This is a genomic window from Arthrobacter sp. ISL-28 (assembly GCF_018613875.1).
GTDB lineage: Bacteria > Actinomycetota > Actinomycetes > Actinomycetales > Micrococcaceae > Arthrobacter.
Genome location: NZ_JAGGPJ010000018.1, coordinates 21915 through 37835, shown reverse-complemented (window position 1 = coordinate 37835; position 15921 = coordinate 21915). Strand labels below are relative to the sequence as shown.

The following is a 15921-nucleotide window of genomic DNA, read 5'->3' as shown; positions in this document are numbered from 1 at the left end:
CAAAACCATCCAGAATCCGAATGGAGCACCATGCTTACCGCAGAAGAGACCCAGGACAAGGAACGCCCCCTCCGCGAGGCTGTCCGGGACACCCTCCGCACCCGGATTTTTGAAGGTCACTACGCTCCCGGCACCCGGCTCGTGGAACGGGACCTCGCCGCGGAATTCAACGTCTCCCGGCTCCCCGTCCGCGAAGCCCTGCGCATGCTCCGCCAGGAAGGCCTCATCAGCGACCGGGGAGCGCGCGGCGCGGAAGTCAGCACCCTCAGCCCCAAGGACGTCGAGGACCTGTTCGACGTCCGCCAGTCCCTTGAAGTACTGGCCTGCCGGCTCGCCGCCGTCCGCGCCACCCGGGAGGATCTCGCCCGCCTCAAAGGCCTGCTCGACGAGGCGGAGCGCTGCCTCAGCAAGGGCGCCGTGATGGAGGCGCACCGCGCCAACAGCGAATTCCACGACGCCATCACCGGCATCGCCGACAACAACTTCCTCAAATCCGCACTGGAACCCCTCCAGGGACGCATGCACTGGCTCTTCCGCCATGTCAGCGACCTGCCGGAACTGATCCAGGAACACCGCGACCTCTACGATGCGATCGCCAGCGGCGACCCGGAACGGGCAGCCGCCCAGTCCGCCTCGCACATCGGCAAGTACCGCGAGCAGTTCCCCGAGGACTTCCAGAAAACCGAACCCACGCTGCATCGGAAGAAAAAATGAAACTGCTCGTCATCAACCCCAACATCAGCGACGACGTCACCGCCCTCATCGAGTCCGAGGCTCTGCGCTCCGCAGCCCCGGGCACGGAACTCGTGGTCCGCACTGCCGGCCACGGCATGGAGTACATCGAAACCCGTTTCGAGTCCCTCATCGCGGCAGGAGCCGTTGCGGAGATCATCGCCGAATACTCCCGCGCCACTCCCGACGGCGGCACGGCGGACCGCACGGACCGCAGCCACCGCGATGCTGTCGACGGCGTCGTTATTGCCGCCTTCGGCGACCCCGGCATGCCCGCCCTGAAGGAACTCGCAGACGTGCCGGTCATCGGCATCACCGAGGCGGCGCTCTGCGCGGCGGCCCTGCAGGGGCACCGCTTCTCCATCATCGCCATCTCGGACCGGATCCGGCCGTGGTATCTGGACTGCGTGGAACGCTTCGGCCTCGGCGGCCGGCTGGCCTCCATCCGTTCCATCAACGAAGCCCTCAACGCCATCGGCTCCGTGCAGCAGGACTTCAAGGAAACCCTGCTGGCACTCAGCCGGCAGGCCGTCGCAGAGGACGGGGCCGACGTCGTGATCCTGGCCGGCGCGCCCCTCGCCGGGCTTGCCCGAGAACTTCGGGGGCTTATCCCCGTCCCCGTCGTGGACGGCATTTCCGCCGGCATCCGCATGGCGGAGGCCGTGGTGGGGCTCCAGTCCGGACCCCGTCGCGCCGGCGCCTTCGCCCCGCCGCCCGTCAAGGCCCGCAAGGGGCTTTCAGAAAACCTCGACGCCGCCCTGGCGGCGGCCCAGACGGCAGCGCTTGCCGGAGCTCCCGCGGCCCCTCCGAACTAGGGCCCCGATGAGGGCCCCTGTCAGCTGGGCCCCTGCTAGCCAGGCCTCCGCCAACTACTTCAACCAGCTTCCCCCAATAAGGAGGACAACGATGTCCCACACCCCAGAACTCGTGGTCGCCAACGGCACCGTGGTCAACAGCTCCGGCCGCCAGAACGCCCATATCGTCATCAAAGACGGCAAAATCGCCAGGCTGGTCGACGCCTCGGAGCCGGTCCCCGGGGCCAAGCGCACCATCGACGCCGCTGGTCGCCTCGTGATCCCCGGCGGCGTCGACGGCCACTGCCACGTAGCACAGGTGACCGGACGGTTCCGCACCCTGGACGACTACAAGACCACCTCTACAGCAGCAGTGTGGGGCGGCACCACTACAATCATCGACTTCGGCATTCCCCGCGATGCCCAGGAAACGCCGCTGGCGGCCGTGCTGCACAAAAAGGAGCTGGCGCAGGAATCCCGCTGCGACGTCGCGCTCCACGGTTCCGTGGTCAGCTGGGATGAGACCGTGCCGTGGCAGCTCGAACAGCTCGCTGCCGAGGGCGTGCGGTCGGTCAAGATGTACACGACCAACCGCGGCACCACCATGGCGGACGGGGACACCATCCTGAAGGTCATGCGCGAAATGGTGCGGCTGGACGGGCTCACCTACATCCATGCCGAGCACGACCCCATCATCGCGCACTGCACCGAACAGCATGCCGAGGACGGCCGGATCGGCATCGAGCACCTGCACCGGACCCGCCCCGAACTGGCCGAGGAGATCTCGGTCAAGGAAACCCTGGCCATGGCCGAATACGCCGGGGCTCCCGTCTACTTTGTCCACCAGTCAACCCCCGGCGCGGTGGACCTGGTCACCGAGGCCCGCAGCAGCGGCCAGGAGGCGTATTCCGAGACGTGTCCGCACTACCTCACCCTTGACGATTCCGTCTACGGTTCGGCCTTTCCCGAGTGGTACGCCTGCTGCCCGCCGATGCGGAGCGCCGAGACTGTGGCCGCCCTCAAGCAGCGCCTTGCCGACGGCGCCATCCACACGGTCTCCTCGGACCATTCCTGCTACGACCTGTCGCAGAAGCGTGAGCGCACCGATGACATCAGGGCCATGCCGCACGGCCTGCCGGGGGTGGAAACGCGGATGCCCGTCACCTTCACGGCCATGATGGAATCCGCCCGCAACACCGTGGAGGATTTTGTGGAGGTCTTCTCCGCCGGACCAGCCCGGATCAACGCGGTCCCCGGCAAGGGGACCATCGCCGCGGGCTTCGACGCCGACCTCGTGATCTTCGATCCGGCCGAGGAACGCACCGTCGACGGCGGCAGCCTCCACATGGGTACGGACTTCTCCCCGTTCGACGGCGTCCGGCTCACCGGCTGGCCCGCCGTCGTAGTTTCCGCCGGACGCGTCGTGGTGGAGGCCGGCACTTTCCACGATCCCGGCCCCGTGGGCCGCTTCGTGGCCCGCCAGGGCTTCCGCGAACACACAGCAGCGGCACCGGCCACCCCCGCCCTGGCGACCCTCTAGGAGCACCCATGCCTGCCACAACACGCAAAACCCGGATCGGCATGATCGTGCCGTCCTCCAACACCTGCCTTGAACCGCAGAGTTACCGCATTCTGGGTGACCGGGACGACGTCACCATCCACTTCACCCGGATCCCCGTGACCCGGATCGCGTTGGACGATTCCTCCGACAGGCAGTTCGATCCGGCCGTCATGCGCGAAGCGGCCGGGCTTCTCGCGACGGCGGACGTGGACGTCATTGCCTGGAACGGCACCTCGGGGTCATGGCTCGGAGCGGACCACGACCGGGATCTCGTGCGGGAGATCTCCGACGCCACCGGCATACCGGCCACCACGTCCACGCTTGCCTATCTCGAGGCGTTCCGGTCATTCGGCACGGAGCGGATCGGGCTGTTCACGCCCTACACGGAGGACGTCAACCTCGCCGTCATCGCGTCCTACGAGCGGGACGGCATCAAGACCGTGGGCCACCGCTGCCTGGGCCTGAGCGACAACGAGTCCTTCGCACGGGTCACCGACGAGGAGATGCGCCCCGGCTCACTGGAGCTGGCAGCGGCGGCGCCGGACGCCCTCGTTTACCTCTGTACCAATCTGTACGGCGCCAACATCGCAGCCGACGTCGAGGCCAAAACCGGCGTTCCGGTACTGGATTCGGTGGCCGTGACCCTGTGGCACTGCCTCAAACTTGCCGGGTCCCCCTTGCTCGCACCAAGGTGGGGCAGGCTGCTCGCGGACTGACCCCAGCCCGCCGGACATCCAGCAGCGCCGGATATCCAGCAGCCCGGACAAGACAGACGGCGGCGGGCCGCCCACTGGGAGCGGCCCGCCGCCGTCGACATTAAATGCCGCCGTCGACATTAAATGCTGGGCGAGGCCGGGGGCTACATGCGGATCTTGAGCGCCCCGGGTTCCAGGCGGATGACGAGGTGCTTTCCGGTCCCCACGTGATCGCCGTCGAGCTGGAATTCCTCCGCCTGGTCCAAGGTCACCTCGGCACTCTTGCCCTGGAAGTACTCCGCTGATTGCCTCTTGTTCTTCTTGCGTCCGAAGATGCCGGCGATCACGCCAAGCCAGCCGAACCGGCCGCGGGGGGCAAGGACCAGCAGGTCCATGAGGCCGTCGTCGATCTTGGCCTCGGGGAAAATTTCGATTCCGCCCATGATCCGGCCGCAGTTGCCGATCATCACGCTGCGGATCCGGCGTTTGACCGGGTGCTTGCCGTCCACCTTGATCGTGGCCCTGACGGGTTTGCCGGGAAGCTTGCGGATGCCCGCTTCAACGTAGGCGAGCCATCCCATGCGGTCCTTGAGGACGTCCACGGTGTCCGCCATGATGGCGGCGTCATAGCCCACGCCGGCCATCACCAGGAACACGTTCTCGTCCTCGGAGTGGTCGAATCTGCTCCTGACCACATCCACGGTGCGTTCGGTGCCGTTCAGCACGTCATAGGCGGCCGAGACGGGGTCGGAGATGTCAACGCCCAGGTTGCGGGCCAGAAGGTTCCCGGTCCCCAGCGGGACCAGCCCCAGCGGGGTGTCTGTCCCGGCGAGCACCTCGGCAACGCAGCGCACGGTTCCGTCGCCGCCGGCGGCAATGACGACGTCGACCCCCGCCTCCAGTGCCTGGCGCGCCTGCCCGACGCCCGGGTCCTCAACCGTAGTTTCCAGCCAGAGCGGTTCGGCCCAGCCCTGGGTGTCGCACAGCCGGACCAGCGAGGCGCGGAGGTTGGCCCCCACCGCTTTGGACGGGTTGATGACCACGGCGGCCCGTTGAGGCGAGGCGGCGTTCTTGGCTGGCATGGTGTCCTTCGACTGCGGGAAGGGCGGCAAAGCCCTGGAATTCAAATCGTATCCGGATTGGCCATCCGCCTGCAGCAGCGCGCGGGATGCCTTTACAGTGCTTTGACGGCGCCGAGCACCTTCGTCAGCGAGTCTTTCGCGTCGCCGAACAGCAGCGTGGTCTGCGGCTCGTACATGAGGTCGTTTTCGATGCCGGCGAACCCCGGCCGCATCGAGCGCTTCAGGAAGACCACCTGCCGCGCGTCAGCCACCTCAAGGATCGGCATGCCGTAGATCGGCGACCCGGCGGACGTCTTGGCGGCAGGATTGACGACGTCGTTCGCGCCCACCACGAGCGCGACGTCGGCGGTCCGGAACTCGGAGTTGATCTCGCCCATCTCCTTGAGCGACTCGTAGGGCACGTTGGCCTCGGCAAGCAGCACATTCATGTGCCCCGGCATGCGCCCGGCGACCGGGTGGATGGCGAAGTCCACCCGGATGCCGCGGGCCTCGAGGGCCTGGGCAAGCTCGGCGGCGGTGTGCTGCCCCTGCGCCACCGCGAGGCCGTACCCTGGCACAATGATCACCCGCTGCGCATAGCCCAGGAGCACCGCAACGTCCTCCGCGCTGGAGGAGCGCACAGGGCGGTCGCTCACGGCCGTCGATCCCGCCGTCGAATTTCCTTTAAAGGCCCCGAACAGGATGCCCGTGACGCTGCGGCCCATGGCGGCCGCCATGGCCCGGGTGAGGATGGTGCCCGAGGCACCCACGAGCGTGCCGGCCACCACCAGGAGCACGTTGCCCAGCACCAGGCCGGAGGCGGCGACGGCCAGGCCGGTGAAGGCGTTCAGCAGCGAGATGACAATCGGCACGTCCGCGCCGCCCACCGGCAGGACCAGCAGCACACCGGCCAGCAGCCCCAGCAGCAGGAGCACCAGCGCGAACGCCAGGGAACCGCCCAGAATGACGGCGACGGCGGCTCCCACGGCGGCGAGCAGCACGGCGCCCATCACCGCCGGCAGCCCGGGGAACACCACGGGGCGGGTGGTCATCAGCTCCTGCAGTTTGGCGAACGTGATGGCGGAGCCGGCGAAGGAAACCGCCCCGACCAGCAGCGTGAAGACGACGGCGAGGCGCAACCAGCCGTCGTCGGCGTGCGGGAGTTCCAGCAGGGCCACCAGCGCGGCGGCGCCGCCGCCCACGCCGTTGAAGAGCGCCACGAGCTGCGGCATCTGCGTCATCTTGACGCGCCGCGCCACGGGTGCAGCCACGCCGGATCCCACTGCGATGGCGCCGACGATCCACGGGATGTTGTCCAGCCTGACGGAGAAGAAGACGGTCACGACGGCGACCAGCGCCCCGAAGGCGCCGATCAGGTTGCCGCGGCGTGCCGTGCGCGGCGAGTTCAGGCCCTTGAGGGCCAGGATGAAAAATACGGCAGCTGCGAGGTAGAGGAGCGCTGTCACGGTGGGGTCGAGGAGGGTCACCGGGAGCTCCCCCCGCCTTCACGGGCTGAAGCGTCAGTTGGTGCCCGGTCCTGGCCCGGAGGAGCGGGCTTGCCTTCCTTGCCGGTGCGCCCGCGGAACATTTCCAGCATCCTGTCCGTCACCACGAAGCCGCCCACCAGGTTCGCGGTGGCGAGCACCACAGCGAGGAGCGCCACGGCAAGCACCCACGGGTGGGTGGCCTGGCCGGCGACGATGATGGCGCCGACGAGGATGATGCCGTGGATGGCGTTGGCCCCTGACATCAGTGGAGTATGCAGGGTGCTGGAGACTTTGGAAACCACCTCGAAGCCCACGAAAACCGCCAGCACGGTGATTGTCAGCAGGCTGATGCCGTCCATCAGGCCACCCCCTCGTTCTCCGGCGCCTTCTCATTCGATTCGTCCCCGGCGAGGGCCGCGAGGGCCTCCGCCGTCGGCGGATGCCGCACCACGCCCTCGTGCGTCAGGCAGGCGCCAGCGATCACGTCGTCGCCGAAGTCCGGGGACACTTTGCCGTCCCGGATCATCAGGGCGAGCAGGTTGGCCACGTTCTTCGCGTACAGCCGCGAGGCATCCGTGGGCATGGCGGAGGCGGCGTCTTTCAGGCCCACCACCGTGACGGACCCCTTGCCATCGGAGGTGTTCATATGGACGTCGCGGCCGGGAACCGAGCCCTCCACGTTGCCGCCGGACTCCGCGGCGAGGTCGACGACGACCGATCCCGGACGCATCGCCTCCACCATGTCCCGGGTCACCAGGAGCGGGGCCCGCCGGCCGGGCACAGCCGCCGTCGTGATCAGCACGTCCGCGTCGGCCACATGGGGCGTCAGGAGCTGGCGCTGCAGGGCGCCGCGGTCTGCGCTGAGTTCGCGCGCGTAGCCGCCCGAGGCTTCCGCCGTCTCGAGGTCGAGTTTGATGAAGGTGCCGCCCATGGAGGTGACTTCTTCGGCCGAGGAGGGCCTGATGTCGTTGGCCGAGACGCGTGCGCCGAGCCGTTTCGCGGTGCCGATGGCCTGCAGCCCGGCCACGCCCACGCCGAGCACCAGCACCCGCGCCGGCGGAACGGTTCCGGCCGCGGTCATAAAGAGGGGGAAGAACCGGGGCAGCCGGATGGCCGCCTCGAGCACGCAGCGGTAGCCGGCCACGAGGGCCTGCGACGACAGGGCGTCCATGGACTGGGCACGGGAAATTCGCGGCACGAGCTCCAGGGCGAAGGAGGTGATGCCGCCGTCTGCGAGTTCCCTCACCACAGCGAGCTCCGACGACGGCGAGGCCAGACCCACGGTGACGGCGCCCCGGCGCAGGGCGGCCGCCGTCGGATGCTCCAGCGGGCGGACATGGGCGTAAACGTCGAGGTCGCCGATATCGAGGTCCGGGACGACGATGGCGCCCGCCTCGCGGTAGTCGTCGTCGCCGTGCCCGGCGAAGACACCTGCCCGGGATTCAACCAGCACCTCTAGTCCCAGTCCGGCCAGTTGCTTCACGGTCTCCGGTGTGGCGGCAACCCGCCGCTCGCCCTCACGACGTTCCCGCGCTATACCCAGCTTCACCCGCCACTCCCCTTCCAACGGGTGCAGCGGCGCCTTCAGCGTGGGCTCTTCCCCTCAAGGGGGCGGAACTCGCGGAGCGGCGCTGCTGCACGTAGTTGGCTAGAGTCTATGGCCCAGCCGCGCTCCGCGGCAGTAGGGCGGGTGTGTAGAGGTGCCAGCGTGCCCTGGCGGCACTGGCCGCATGCCCTGCCAGGCACGGCTCCGGGGCCAGCTGCCGGGCCTGCTGTGGTGCTACCGGCCGGTGGAAAAGTCCGCGGAAATCTTTTCCGCCGTGGCCACGATTTCCTTGCGCACGAAGTCCAGGTAGGCCTGCGGGTCGGGCTTGGCGTTAACGGACTGGGCCTGCAGCGAAACGTTGACGGCGGCGATCACCTTGCGGCCGTGATACACGGGGGCGGCGACGGACATCAGCCCCAGCTCGAGCTCCTGGTCCAGCAGGCACCAGCCCTGGGCGCGCACGGTCTCCAGGACGGCCAGGAGATCCTTCACGGTGCCGATGCCGCGGGGCGTGAGCGGCTTGATCTCCGCGGCGGCGAGGTATTCCTTCAGCTGCTCGGGCGGGAGTGCGGCGAGGAGCACCCTGCCCATGGACGTGGCGTAGGCGGGGAACCGGGTGCCCACCGTGATGCCGATGTTCATGATCCGGCGGGTGGTGACGCGGGCAATGTAGGCGATGTCCGTGCCGTCCAGCACCGCGGCGGACGTGGACTCGCCCAGCTTGAGGGACAGCTCTTCGAGGTGCGGCTGGGCGAGCTGCGGGAGGGACAGTCCGGACAGGTAGGCATACCCTAGCTGCAGCACCTGGGCGGTGAGCGCGAAGGTCTTGCCGTCGGTGCGGACGTAGCCGAGCTCGACGAGCGTGTGCAGGAAGCGGCGGGCCGTGGCGCGGGTCAGGTCCGTGCGCGCGGCCACCTCGGTGAGGGTCATGACGGGGTGATCGGTGTCGAACGCCCGGATCACCGCCAGCCCGCGCGCCAGCGACTGCACGTACTGGTCGCTCGCCGCCGGCGCCCCGTCAGCCTTCGGCGTGCGGCGTGCCTTCGGTGCGGTCCCTGCTGCGTCGGTCATGGTTACCAATCCTATGGGCGCCAACGGACGCCTGCGGCCCGTCCCCCTTCCGCGCCCTTGCGCGAACGGGCAGCTAATGACCTCAAACGCGGGGTTTGAGGGCATTTGCTGCCCGTTCGCGCTGCGGTGGTTAGGGTTCGACGGCGGGGGCTGCCGTGAGCGGAACCGGCACCATGGCCTGGAGCTCCTCGAGGGTGCAGCCGAACGTTTCCCGGACCTGGACGCCGTCGGGGCCCGTGAGGAACACCGCCTTGTCCGTGTACACGCGGGTGACGCAGCCGACGCCGGTCAGCGGGTAGGTGCAGGTGTCCACGAGCTTCGACGCGCCGTCGCGGGTCAGGAGCGTCATCATCACAAAGACGTCCTTCGCTCCGGTGGCCAGATCCATGGCACCGCCCACGGCAGGAATCGCGTCCGGTGCCCCGGTGTGCCAGTTGGCAAGGTCGCCGGTCGCGGAGACCTGGAACGCGCCGAGGACGCAGATGTCCAGGTGCCCGCCGCGCATGATCGCAAAGGAATCCGCGTGATGGAAGTAGGACGCCCCGGGCAGCTCGGTGACCGGGATCTTGCCGGCGTTGATGAGGTCGCCGTCGATCTGCTCGCCCGTGGCTTCCGGGCCCATGCCGAGCATGCCGTTCTCGGTGTGGAGCGTGATGTCCTGCTCCGGCTGAAGGTAGTTGGACACCAGGGTGGGCTGGCCGATCCCGAGGTTTACGAAGGAACCGGGCTTGATGTCCCGCGCCACGAGCCGGGCGAGATCGTCGCGGCCCAAGGGCTTGTCCGATGTCTGGATTGTCGTTTTCACAAGGCTCATCTCAGGCCACCTGTTCTGTCGTTCGGGCGCCAGCGGCGGGGGCCACCCGGACGATGCTGTTGACGTAAATGCCGGGGGTCACGATGTTCTCCGGGTCCAGTCCGCCCGTGGGCACGATTTCCGAGACCTGGGCGATGGTGTGCTTCGCGGCGGCGGCCATGATGGGGCCGAAGTTCCGGGCGGTCTTGCGGTACACGAGGTTGCCCTTGCCGTCCGCCTTGAGCGCCTTGATCAGCGCGACGTCGGCGTGGATCGGGGTCTCAAAAACCTGTCCGCGGCCGTCGATGATCCGGGTTTCCTTGCCCTCGGCGAGCATGGTGCCGTACCCGGTGGGGGTGAAGAAGCCGCCGATGCCCGCCCCGGCGGCCCGGATGCGTTCGGCCAGGTTTCCCTGCGGCACGAGTTCCAGTTCGATCTGCCCGGCCTTGTACTTGGCGTCGAAGTGCCAGGAGTCGGACTGCCGCGGGAAGGAGCAGATCATCTTCTTCACCCGCCCCTCTTTGATCAGCAGCGCCAGGCCCTGGTCGCCCTGGCCGGCGTTGTTGTTCACCACGGTCAGGTCGGTGGCGCCGCAGTCCAGCAGCGCGTCGATCAGTTCGAACGGCTGGCCGGCATTGCCGAACCCGCCGATCATGACGGTGGAGCCGTCCCGGATGCCGGCGACAGCCTCGCCGACCGTGTCAATGAATTTCAGCATCGCTTACGCCTTTCCGCTGGCGGAATCAGAAGAGGTTACGTTTTCCAGCACGACGGCGAGGCCCTGGCCGACGCCGATGCAGATCGCCGCGACGCCCCAGCGCTGACCGGAGGCCTGCAGGCTGCGGGCCAGGGTGCCCAGGATCCGGGTCCCCGACGCGCCCAGCGGGTGGCCCATCGCGATCGCCCCGCCGTGCCGGTTCACGATCGAGTGGTCGATGCCCCAGGCGTTAATGCAGGCCAAGGACTGCGCGGCGAACGCTTCGTTAAGCTCGACGGCGCCCACCTGATCCCAGCCGATGCCCGCCTTCGCGAGGGCCTTGTTGGCCGCCTCCACCGGCGCGTAGCCGAAGAACTGGGGATCGTTCGCGTGCGCCCCACGCCCGGCGATCCGGGCCAAAGGCTCCATCCCCAGCAGCCCGGCGGCGGATTCGGAGCCGATCCAGGCCGCGGAGGCGCCGTCGGACAGCGGCGACGCGTTCCCGGCCGTGACCGTGCCGTCCTCGGTGCGGAACACGGTCTTCAGCCCGGCAAGCTTCTCCGCGGAGGACCCGGCACGGATGCCCTCATCGCGGACTAGGTTCGTGCCCGGCACCGGCGCCACCAGGCTGTCATAGAACCCCTCGTCCCAAGCAGCGGCGGAGAGGTTGTGCGAATCCGCGGCGAACTCATCCTGCTGTTCGCGGGTCACGCCGTACTTCCCGGCCAGCCGCTCGGTGGCCTCGCCCAGCGAAATGGTCCACTCCGCCGGCATCGCCCGGTTCACCAGCCGCCAGCCCAGCGTGGTGGAAGCCAGGGTCATGTCCCCGGCCGGGTACGGCTTCTCCGTCTTCGGCAGCACCCACGGCGCCCGGGACATGGATTCCGCGCCGCCCACCAGCATCAGCTCCGCGTCCCCGGCATTGATCTGCCGCGACGCGATGATCGCAGCGTCCAGGGACGACCCGCAGAGCCGGTTGACCGTGGTCCCGGGGATCGAGACCGGAAGCCCGGCCAGCAGCGTGCCCATCCGGGCCACGTTCCGGTTCTCCTCCCCGGCGCCGTTGGCGTTGCCGAACACCACCTCATCAATCCGCTCAACGTCGAGCCGCGGCGCACGCTTCACGGATTCGCGAATCACGTGGGCGGCAAGATCATCCGGGCGGACCCCGGCAAGACCGGAACCGAACTTCCCAAAGGGCGTCCGGACAGCGTCGTACACAAAAGCCTGGTTCATACTTCCTCTATATTTTCTGTGTCGGTTGCAGCGTTATCCGTTGCAGCGTTATCCATTTGCTGGAAGACCTGCTGGGCAGTTTTGAAGGCGGTGTTCGCGGAGGGAACTCCGCAGTAGATGGCGGTCTGCAGCAGGATTTCCTTGATTTCGTCCCTGCTCAGGCCGTTGGTGATGGCGGAGCGGATGTGCATGGCCAGTTCTTCCCAGTGCCCGTGCGCCACCATGGCGGTGATGGTGACCGCGGAGCGCATTTGCCGGGAGAGGCCCGGCCTGGTCCAGATGCCGCCCCAGGCGATGCGGGTGATCATGTCCTGGAAGTCCTCGGTGAAGGAGTCCTTCTTGGCGTTGGCCTTGTCCACATGCTCGTCGCCAAGCACTTCACGGCGGACCGCCATGCCGCCGTCGTAGATTTCCTGGCTGGTGGCATCCGGCTGGACGACACCATTGCGCGCGGGCCCGCTCAGGTCAGGGGCGGCGGAAACGGGGGTGCTCATTTTTCAATTCCTCCGATGAAGTCGCGCAACAGGTCCGCGACGGGCCCCGGCGCTTCGGCGGGTGCCAGGTGCGCCACGCCTTCGAGGGTGACGGCTGATGCCATGCCGCCGCCCGCGGTGATGCCGTCCGCGATTGCCGCGGCCAACGGCGGGGGTGCCACGCCGTCCTCGGCGCCGGCCACGGCGAGGGTGGGGACAGTGATGCTGCCGAGCTGTTCCCGGACGTCGAAGCCGGCCAGCGCCTCGCAGCAGAAGGCATAGCTGAAGCGGTCTGCGTCACGCAGGGCGTGCAGCAGGCGGCTGCTGAGCTCCGGTTCGCGGTCCATGAAGCCGGGGCCAAACCAGCGCTCGGCCGAGCCCTGGATCATCACCGGTGTTCCCTGCGTGCGGACGGTTTCGGCGCGCTCGTGCCAGCCTTCCGGCGTGCCGAGCTTCGCGCCGGAGCACTGCACGGTCAGGCTCTTGAGCCGGTCGGCGTGCTTGATGCCCAGCTGCAGGCCGGTGGCTCCGCCGAGGGACACGCCGGCGTAGTGGAACCGTTCGCCGGGGGCGATTGAGTCGACAAGCCCGACGACGGCGTCCGCCAGTTCGGCTACGCTGAACGTCTCTGCCGCGGCGGGCGAGACGCCGTGTCCCGGGAGGTCCCAGGCGACGACGTCGAACTCGTTGCCCAGCAGGGCGGCGGTCCGGGCCCAGAGCACCGAGGAGGTGCCGAGCGAGGGTCCCACGACCAGGAGCGGTTTGTCGCCCAGGCCGCGCGGGGGCGAAAGCAGCACTGCCTTCACTGTTGGTCTAGCCACGGGGGTCTCCGTTTCGGTCTGTTGCGGTTGGGGTCAGCGCGGTTGGCGTCAGCGCGTAGTCGGGGAAGGCGGCAAGAATCCGGCGCGAGATCTCGGCGGCCTGGCCGAGGTAGCTCGTGGGATCGAGCAGTTCATCCAGCCTTTCGGCGGAGAGTTGGTCCAGCGGAACCGCCTCACGGAGCAGCCGGCGGTAGGTGGCGCCCTGTTCGCCGGCGGGTGCCGCCAGGGTCCGGTCAACTACCGCCTGGAGCTGTTGCTTGCCGTCGTCGCCCAGCACGGGGGCGACCGCAGCGGACACGCCCTCACTCAGCAGCAACGGTCCGGACAGCTCCAGGTTGCGGCGCATGCCCTCCGGAAAGACCTGCAGCCCGTCCGCCAGTTCCCGCAGGTGCCCGGCGGCTCCCAATGCCAGGGCGAGCAGCTGGCGCAGGGCCGGCCACTCGGTGTGCCAGGCGCCGTCGGGGCGTTCATCGTTGAAGGTGGCGGCGGCAAGGTGCAGCTGCGCGGCAAGGCCGGGCGCCTGGAGGGCGGCGCTGCGGACCAGCACGGACAGCACCGGGTTCTGCTTCTGCGGCATCGCCGAGGAGACCCCGCGGCCCGGCGCCCGGGGTTCGGCCAGTTCGGCCACCTCGGGACGGCTCAGGAACAGGACGTCCGCGGCGATCTTGCCCAGCGCGTCCACCACGGCGGCCAGGGAATCCCCCAGCGATGTGACGGCGAGCCGGTTCGTATGCCATGGCGCCGGCGCCCGGGCGAGACCCAGCTGGGCGGCCAGCGCGTCCGCGAGGCGGAACGGATTGGTGGCCGAGCCCGAGGTCAGGACGGTGCCCGCAGCCAGCGTTCCCGCCGCGCCCCCGGCCTGCACCGGCAGCTCGAGAGCCTCGAGCCGGCGTGCGGCGGCGGCCAGTCCGTGGAACCACTGCGCGGCCCTGAGCCCGAACGTGAAGGGCAGCGAATGCTGCGTCAGGCTCCTGCCCACGCAGAGCGTGTCCGCATGCTCTTCGGCCAGGCGGGCGAGCGCCGCCGTCGTGCCTTTCACGTCCGCGAGCAGTGCCGAAACGGTGTTCCGGGCCAGCAACATGAGGGCCGTGTCCAGAACGTCCTGGCTGGTCAACGAGGTGTGCACCGCAAGCAGTGCACCAACACCGGCTGCACCAGGGTTGCCCGTGTCCAGGGCCCTGACCTGCGCGCGGAGGTCGGCCAGCAGCGGGATGACCGGATTGCCGCCGCCCTGCGCCCGCCTGGATATATCGGCAAGATCGTACCGGGACGCGTCGGCGGCGTGTGCCACCATGGCGGCCGAGCCTGCAGGTGCGAGGTCGTGGTTCTCCAGCACCGCGGCCCAGCCGGCCTCGACGGCGAGGATCGCCGCCAGGACGGCCCGGTCGCCTGTCAGCGCAGCCACCAGTGGCGACGCCGACACAGGACTGAGCAGGCCGACATCGCCCTCGGTACCGGCCGGCTGGGACGTGGTCACTGTGCGGCGCTCCCTGCCCTGGTCCCCTCGAAGTCGAGGAACACTGTTTCGCCCTCGCCCTGGAGACGGATGTCCCAGGTGAGTCCGCCGTCGGGATCGCGCCGGGCGATCAGCGTCTTCCGGCGCTCGGGGTCCAGCGACGACAGCAGCGGATCCTTCGCCAGTGCTTCCTCATTCTCCGGGAGGTAAAGGCGGGTGAAGAGCCGGTTCATCAGGCCGCGGGCGAAGACGGCGACCGAGATAAATGCAGCGGCGCCGGGCTCGGTGGGACCGGGGTTGACCGTGGTGAAGGTGTACACGCCGGTGTTGCCGACTGCGCTGCGGCCGAAGCCGGTGAACGTGTAGCCGTCCCGGACCAGCGAGCCGGTCCGGCGGACAATGTTGCCGTCGGAATCCGGCTGCCAGATCTCGAGGATGGCGTCGGGGACCGGGTGCCCGGCGCCGTCGTACACGGTTCCCTGGACGCGGATGGACCCCGGCGAACCGGGAGCCAGCAGTTCGCGGTCCTTCTCGTAGGGCAGCGCGTAGCCGTAGAAGGGGCCGACGGTCTGGCCGGGTGTCGCGGTGAGTTTACTCATGATCGTCACCTTCCGCCCCAAGGGCTTCGTTTTCGGTCCAGGTCCGCTTGGAGCCTGTCAGGACGATGTCCCAGTTGTAGCCCAGGGCCCATTCGGGCTCGGTGAGGTCGTGGTCGTAGCTGGCCACGAGGCGGTCACGGGCGTCCTGGTCCACGATCGACTGGTAGATCGGATCCAGGGGGAACAGCTGGTCGCCCGGGAAGTACATCTGGGTGACGATCCGCTGGGTGAACTCCGAGCCGAACAGCGAGAAGTGGATGTGTGCCGGGCGCCAGGCGTTGAGGTGGTTCTTCCACGGGTAGGCGCCGGGCTTGATGGTGGTGAACCGGTAGGAGCCGTCCGGGCCGGTGATGCAGCGGCCCACGCCGGTGAAGTTGGGGTCCAGCGGCGCCGGGTGCTGGTCGCGCTTGTGGATGTAGCGGCCGGAGGAGTTGGCCTGCCAGATCTCCACCAGCTGGCCCGCGACCGGGCGCCCGTCGCCGTCCAGCACGCGGCCCGCCACGATGATGCGTTCGCCCTGGGGTTCCCCGTTGTGCTGGATGGTGAGGTCCGATTCAAGCGCGTGCACATCCTGGTGCCCGAACGCCGGGGAGTACAGTTCGATGGTTTCCGGGTCCGCGTGGTGCAGGCTCTTGGTGGGGTGGCGGAGGATGCTGCTGCGGTAGGGCGCGAAGTCGAGGCGCGGCTGGGTTTCCTTCTTCGCGCCGCCCTTCAGTGCCTCGGCGTAGGCCTCGCCGAGCGCCTTGATCTCAGCGTTAAGGTCCTGCTGGGTCTCGGCGCGCGGCGCCGCTGCCGAGCCGGTCTGCGGCGGGGTCTGGGACGCAGCGGGTACTGCGTCAGTCAGGTCCTCGGTGAGCGCATCGGCGTTGTATGTCGCGAGATTCACGTCTTCAGGCACA

General features: G+C 68.6%; 17 protein-coding genes. 4 read left to right on the top strand and 13 right to left on the bottom strand.

From position 1 onward, the window contains the following. Window positions 1–30: 30 nt before the first annotated feature. The 4 genes from J7E80_RS14605 (at window position 31) to J7E80_RS14590 (ending at window position 3803) form a co-directional block, all read left to right on the top strand. Window positions 31–714: a GntR family transcriptional regulator gene (locus tag J7E80_RS14605; protein WP_215052752.1), complete on the top strand. Its 684-nt coding sequence runs from the start codon at window positions 31–33 to the stop codon at window positions 712–714. Further along, the gene (locus J7E80_RS14600; protein ID WP_215052750.1) at window positions 711–1547 is read left to right on the top strand and encodes an aspartate/glutamate racemase family protein; all 837 of its coding nucleotides are present in this window, start codon (window positions 711–713) and stop codon (window positions 1545–1547) included. Before J7E80_RS14605 ends, J7E80_RS14600 begins: the two co-directional genes overlap by 4 nt. 91 nt (window positions 1548–1638) lie before the next feature. After that, window positions 1639–3066, top strand: a complete 1428-nt coding sequence (locus J7E80_RS14595) for an amidohydrolase family protein (RefSeq protein WP_215052748.1) — start codon at window positions 1639–1641, stop codon at window positions 3064–3066. 8 nt (window positions 3067–3074) lie between these two features. Continuing rightward, window positions 3075–3803: an aspartate/glutamate racemase family protein gene (locus J7E80_RS14590; RefSeq protein ID WP_215052746.1), complete on the top strand. Its 729-nt coding sequence runs from the start codon at window positions 3075–3077 to the stop codon at window positions 3801–3803. A 143-nt stretch (window positions 3804–3946) separates the two neighbouring features. On the opposite strand, the gene J7E80_RS14585 is transcribed toward J7E80_RS14590, so the two are convergent. The 13 genes from J7E80_RS14585 to pcaH form a co-directional block, all read right to left on the bottom strand. Next, window positions 3947–4864: a diacylglycerol kinase family protein gene (locus J7E80_RS14585; RefSeq protein WP_215052744.1), complete on the bottom strand. Its 918-nt coding sequence runs from the start codon at window positions 4862–4864 to the stop codon at window positions 3947–3949. A 92-nt stretch (window positions 4865–4956) separates the two neighbouring features. After that, window positions 4957–6330, bottom strand: coding sequence for an NAD(P)(+) transhydrogenase (Re/Si-specific) subunit beta (locus tag J7E80_RS14580; RefSeq protein ID WP_215052742.1), 1374 nt, complete (start codon window positions 6328–6330; stop codon window positions 4957–4959). Continuing rightward, entirely contained in the window at window positions 6327–6689 is a 363-nt protein-coding gene (locus J7E80_RS14575) for an NAD(P) transhydrogenase subunit alpha (RefSeq protein ID WP_251036904.1), read from the bottom strand. The genes J7E80_RS14580 and J7E80_RS14575 overlap by 4 nt, the downstream gene beginning before the upstream one ends. Beyond that, window positions 6689–7879: a Re/Si-specific NAD(P)(+) transhydrogenase subunit alpha gene (locus J7E80_RS14570; RefSeq protein ID WP_215052740.1), complete on the bottom strand. Its 1191-nt coding sequence runs from the start codon at window positions 7877–7879 to the stop codon at window positions 6689–6691. The genes J7E80_RS14575 and J7E80_RS14570 overlap by 1 nt, the downstream gene beginning before the upstream one ends. Window positions 7880–8110: 231 nt before the next feature. Next, the gene (locus J7E80_RS14565) at window positions 8111–8947 is read right to left on the bottom strand and encodes an IclR family transcriptional regulator C-terminal domain-containing protein (RefSeq protein ID WP_251036903.1); all 837 of its coding nucleotides are present in this window, start codon (window positions 8945–8947) and stop codon (window positions 8111–8113) included. A gap of 130 nt (window positions 8948–9077) precedes the next feature. Beyond that, window positions 9078–9761 carry a 3-oxoacid CoA-transferase subunit B gene (locus tag J7E80_RS14560; protein ID WP_215052738.1) on the bottom strand — a complete coding sequence of 228 codons (684 nt, stop codon included), beginning with the start codon at window positions 9759–9761 and terminating at the stop codon, window positions 9078–9080. 1 nt (window position 9762) lies between these two features. Continuing rightward, on the bottom strand, window positions 9763–10458 hold the full coding sequence (locus tag J7E80_RS14555; RefSeq protein WP_215052735.1) for a 3-oxoacid CoA-transferase subunit A: 696 nt from the start codon (window positions 10456–10458) through the stop codon (window positions 9763–9765). Between the two features lie 3 nt (window positions 10459–10461). After that, window positions 10462–11673 carry a thiolase family protein gene (locus J7E80_RS14550; protein ID WP_215052733.1) on the bottom strand — a complete coding sequence of 404 codons (1212 nt, stop codon included), beginning with the start codon at window positions 11671–11673 and terminating at the stop codon, window positions 10462–10464. Beyond that, entirely contained in the window at window positions 11670–12167 is a 498-nt protein-coding gene (gene pcaC, locus J7E80_RS14545; RefSeq protein ID WP_215052732.1) for a 4-carboxymuconolactone decarboxylase, read from the bottom strand. The genes J7E80_RS14550 and pcaC overlap by 4 nt, the downstream gene beginning before the upstream one ends. Continuing rightward, the gene (locus J7E80_RS14540) at window positions 12164–12967 is read right to left on the bottom strand and encodes an alpha/beta fold hydrolase (protein WP_215052730.1); all 804 of its coding nucleotides are present in this window, start codon (window positions 12965–12967) and stop codon (window positions 12164–12166) included. Before J7E80_RS14540 ends, pcaC begins: the two co-directional genes overlap by 4 nt. Continuing rightward, complete coding sequence (locus J7E80_RS14535) at window positions 12960–14444, bottom strand: lyase family protein (protein ID WP_215052728.1); 1485 nt, start codon at window positions 14442–14444, stop codon at window positions 12960–12962. Before J7E80_RS14535 ends, J7E80_RS14540 begins: the two co-directional genes overlap by 8 nt. After that, window positions 14441–15022 carry a protocatechuate 3,4-dioxygenase subunit alpha gene (pcaG, locus tag J7E80_RS14530; RefSeq protein ID WP_215052726.1) on the bottom strand — a complete coding sequence of 194 codons (582 nt, stop codon included), beginning with the start codon at window positions 15020–15022 and terminating at the stop codon, window positions 14441–14443. The genes J7E80_RS14535 and pcaG overlap by 4 nt, the downstream gene beginning before the upstream one ends. Next, window positions 15015–15920 (bottom strand): protocatechuate 3,4-dioxygenase subunit beta, encoded by a 906-nt coding sequence (pcaH, locus tag J7E80_RS14525; RefSeq protein ID WP_215052724.1) that lies wholly within the window; start codon window positions 15918–15920, stop codon window positions 15015–15017. The genes pcaG and pcaH overlap by 8 nt, the downstream gene beginning before the upstream one ends. Window position 15921 lies beyond the last annotated feature (1 nt).